General features: G+C 63.5%; 2 protein-coding genes. One reads left to right on the forward strand and one right to left on the reverse strand.

Translation table 11 applies throughout. The features are described from left to right. Nucleotides 1-125: 125 nt before the first annotated feature. Nucleotides 126-2,006 carry an AfsR/SARP family transcriptional regulator gene (locus ABIE35_RS21140; RefSeq protein WP_354517841.1) on the reverse strand — a complete coding sequence of 627 codons (1,881 nt, stop codon included), beginning with the start codon at nucleotides 2,004-2,006 and terminating at the stop codon, nucleotides 126-128. Between the two features lie 108 nt (nucleotides 2,007-2,114). On the opposite strand from ABIE35_RS21140, the gene ABIE35_RS21145 reads away from it, so the two are divergent. Further along, nucleotides 2,115-2,996, forward strand: a complete 882-nt coding sequence (locus ABIE35_RS21145) for an alpha/beta fold hydrolase (RefSeq protein WP_354517842.1) — start codon at nucleotides 2,115-2,117, stop codon at nucleotides 2,994-2,996. The last annotated feature ends 339 nt before the right edge of the window (nucleotides 2,997-3,335 follow it).

Consider the following 3,335-nt stretch of genomic DNA (forward strand, 5'->3'; position numbering starts at 1 on the left):
GCACCCGGGAGGGTGTGGGAGAGTAGGACACCGCCGGACACACATTAGGCAAGAGCCCCGACCACAGGTCGGGGCTCTTCCCCTTTAACCACCCAAACACTAAACGAACAGGACCCCAGCAGCGCCTACCCTGGGCCAGCCGCTGCCGCCCGGAGCATTCCCAGATAGTGGTCAACGTTGCCGGCATCAATCACTCCACTCCCGGCCGCTCGTTCACCGCTGGCTGGCGTTAGTGCCGTAAGGGCACGGCCAATCATGGATGGTTCACGCAGTTCGCAGGCAGTCTGGGCCATAACGCACCAGGTGGCCTCCAGCAAGAGGTCCTGGGGCGGATCCGGCAACTGCCGAAGTGCGGTTGCTGCGTTGGTTTTTTGGCCGGCGCGTAGCGACAGGAGGGGTCGCACCCATGGTTCGTAGGGGCCGAAGTCCCCGTCAACCAGTTCGTCCCCATTGCGTAGTTGCCGGGTGAACGATGCAAATGCCAGGATTCCCTCGCTGAACCCTGGCATTTCTTCAGGTACAGGAGGCACCGCGCCGGCGTCGAGGAACGTCCAGCGGAACCATTGGGTGAACACCGCTGCCAAGGGGCGCTCGTGCCGCACGGCCAGTTGATCCACGGCATTGGCTTCAAGACGGGCCGAATCGACGTCGGACAAAGCGCATAGGGCCTGCATCCGAATCAGGCGCCCGTTGATCTCAAAGGTGGGCGAATCGGCGTCGAACGCTGCTGTTATCAGCTGCCTGCCGATCTCTTCGCGGTGTTTTGCCAGGCCTGTGCGGGTGAATGCCTGCATGAAATCAGCGCTCAAGGCGAAGCAAAGTAGGTGGCTGTCGCCCAAATGTCGCGCCAACTCAATGGCTTCGGTTGCTTCGGCCTGCCTGGTCCCTGTTCCGCGGGACTCCATGGCGATCGTCGCCAGAAGACGTGCCCGGCTGCGGTCGCGGAGGGGCACAGGAGAAGCCAGCGCATCCTCAGCTGCGGCGACCACAGCGGTAGAAGCAGCGGGATCGTCCGTTCGCGTCCATATGCCGGGGACGTCGTAACCCCCGATGATTCTCGCGGCGAGTTCGGGATCGTTGAGGCCGGCGGCCGCCTCGATGGCAGCAAGACGTTGCTGACGGGCTGTCTGGAGATCGCCGGCGACCGCAAGGCTGCCCAACACTGCATTCGAAGCCTCCAGTTGGGCCCGCACCCCGCCACCGGAATAGGCGCTGGCAATCGGGGCCAAACTGGCTGATTCAGGCCGGTCCAATTGCGGGTCCCGACGGAGGATCCGGGTCTCGAGGTCCGTGAGGGCGGGGCTGAGGTCCATCCCGAGTTCGTCGGACAGCTGACGTCTTGCTTGGCGAAGCGCGGCAAGAGCGTCGCCTTGGCGGCGACTCCGGTACAGAGCCAGGGCCAGCAATCGCCATCCTTCCTCACGCCACGGGTTGGCCGTGACATGCGTTTCCAGGATGGCCGCAGCCTCGATTGGCCGGGCGTCGGCAAGGCGGGCTTCGGCACAGCGTTCGACGGCGGTCTGCCGCAGCCCGCTCAGCCGCGTCGCCTCCGGGACCGCCCATGGACGCTCGGAAAATTCCTGGTATGGGCTTCCGTGCCACTCCCCGAGGGCAGCGGACAAACGTGAATCAGCATCGTAGGGAGCGGCCCCAACTGCCCCCGCCATGGCCGTTTCAAAGCGCCACGCGTCCACCGCGTCGGCGTCGAGCTGCAACGCGTAGCCGTCAGCAACCGTGACCAGAATCGTGGGCGAGGTGCGGGGCTTCCGGTGTGGTTCGAGGATTCGCCGCAGCTCGCCAACGAACGTCCGGATGGCTCCCACGGCTCCGTTCGGCGGCATACCGTCCCATAGTTCTTCAGCAAGTTCCGTGGTGGGGATGGCCCGACCACGCAGCGCGACCAGGATCGCGATGATCTCCCGATGCCTGCGTTTGGACAGTTCCAGCTGCACCCCGTCAACACTCACCCCGATGGGGCCGAGGACTCGGATCTGCGGCGTACTCACGGGTCAATGGTAGTCACGGGCCCCGACAAGAAAATGGGCGGAGCCGGCTGATTCGCTGCTGATTCGTCGGCGGGATAGTAGGGGAACACATCTGACGAAGGAGACCCCATGACCTTGACATTGATGCCCGAAGCTACCTATCACCGCGTCCTTGTAGCACCCCATGTGGAACTGAACGTTGCCGTAGCGGGGAGTGGACCCGCCGTCGTACTCTTACACGGCTTCCCTCAGACGCATCTGATGTGGCGACACGTCGCCGCCGACCTGGCGGCGGATTACACGGTCATCTGCCCCGACCTTCGAGGATACGGAGCGAGTGACAAGCCTGCAGAGGACGACGAAGAAACCTATTCCAAGCGCACCATGGCGGCCGACGTCGTTGCAGCGGCGCGAGCCCTGGGCCATCAGCGCTTTGCCCTCGCCGGTCACGATCGCGGCGCGCTGGTTGCCATACGCGCCGGCCTGGATCACGGTGACGCAGTGACCCATCTCTTGTCGCTGGACGTGCTGCCGACCTTGGACATGTGGGACATTCTCCGGGGCGCGGATGCCAAGGTGGCGTGGCACCTGTACCTCATGGCACAGCCGGCCGGCATCCCGGAGCCCATGATCGAGGCTACGGCCGATTCGTTCTTCGCCTCCTTCCTGGATGGGTGGACCGCTGACCCTGACGCGATTCCGGAGTCTTATCGGGAGGAGTATCTGAGGGCATCACGCGGGGCCGTGGCATCGATCGTTGCGGACTACCGCGCTTCTGCCGGCATTGATGTGACGCATGATCGGGCCGACCGGGACTCCGGACGCACTCTGGAGATGCCCGTGACTGTGATGCAGCAGGATTGGGGAGCTGTGCTGGGCTACGACGCTGCCCCTCTCTGGGGAGCCTGGGCGCCCGACCTCCGCCACGTGACCTTCGACGGCGGCCACTTCATAGCCGAGGAAAATCCAGGTGCCGTCAGCGCTGCGTTGCGGGAGCTGATGAAGCGCTAGGAGCCAGCGCCCGACGGCGGTTTGGTGGGGTTTTGGGGGTGGGTTTGGTGTGGGTGGGGTGGGGTGTGGGGGTGGATTTGCGTTGGGGGTTGGGGGCGTGTATTGTTTTCTGAGTCGCCGGGTGCGAAACGGAAAGCCGGAAGGTGTGTACGGTTCGGTGGGCGGCCAAAAATAACTCTTCTTTTCCAATGGCCCTGTTGGGTGCGCTGCTTTGTGTGGTGTGCTGTGGGTGATGTTTTGGGGGGTCTGTTGTTTGAGAACTCAATAGTGTGCCAAGTTTGTTGATACCGATTGTTTTATTGATTGGTTGAAATTATGGCTGGATCATTGCGCACCCCC

The organism is Paenarthrobacter sp. 4246, from assembly GCF_040546855.1.
Classification (GTDB): domain Bacteria; phylum Actinomycetota; class Actinomycetes; order Actinomycetales; family Micrococcaceae; genus Arthrobacter.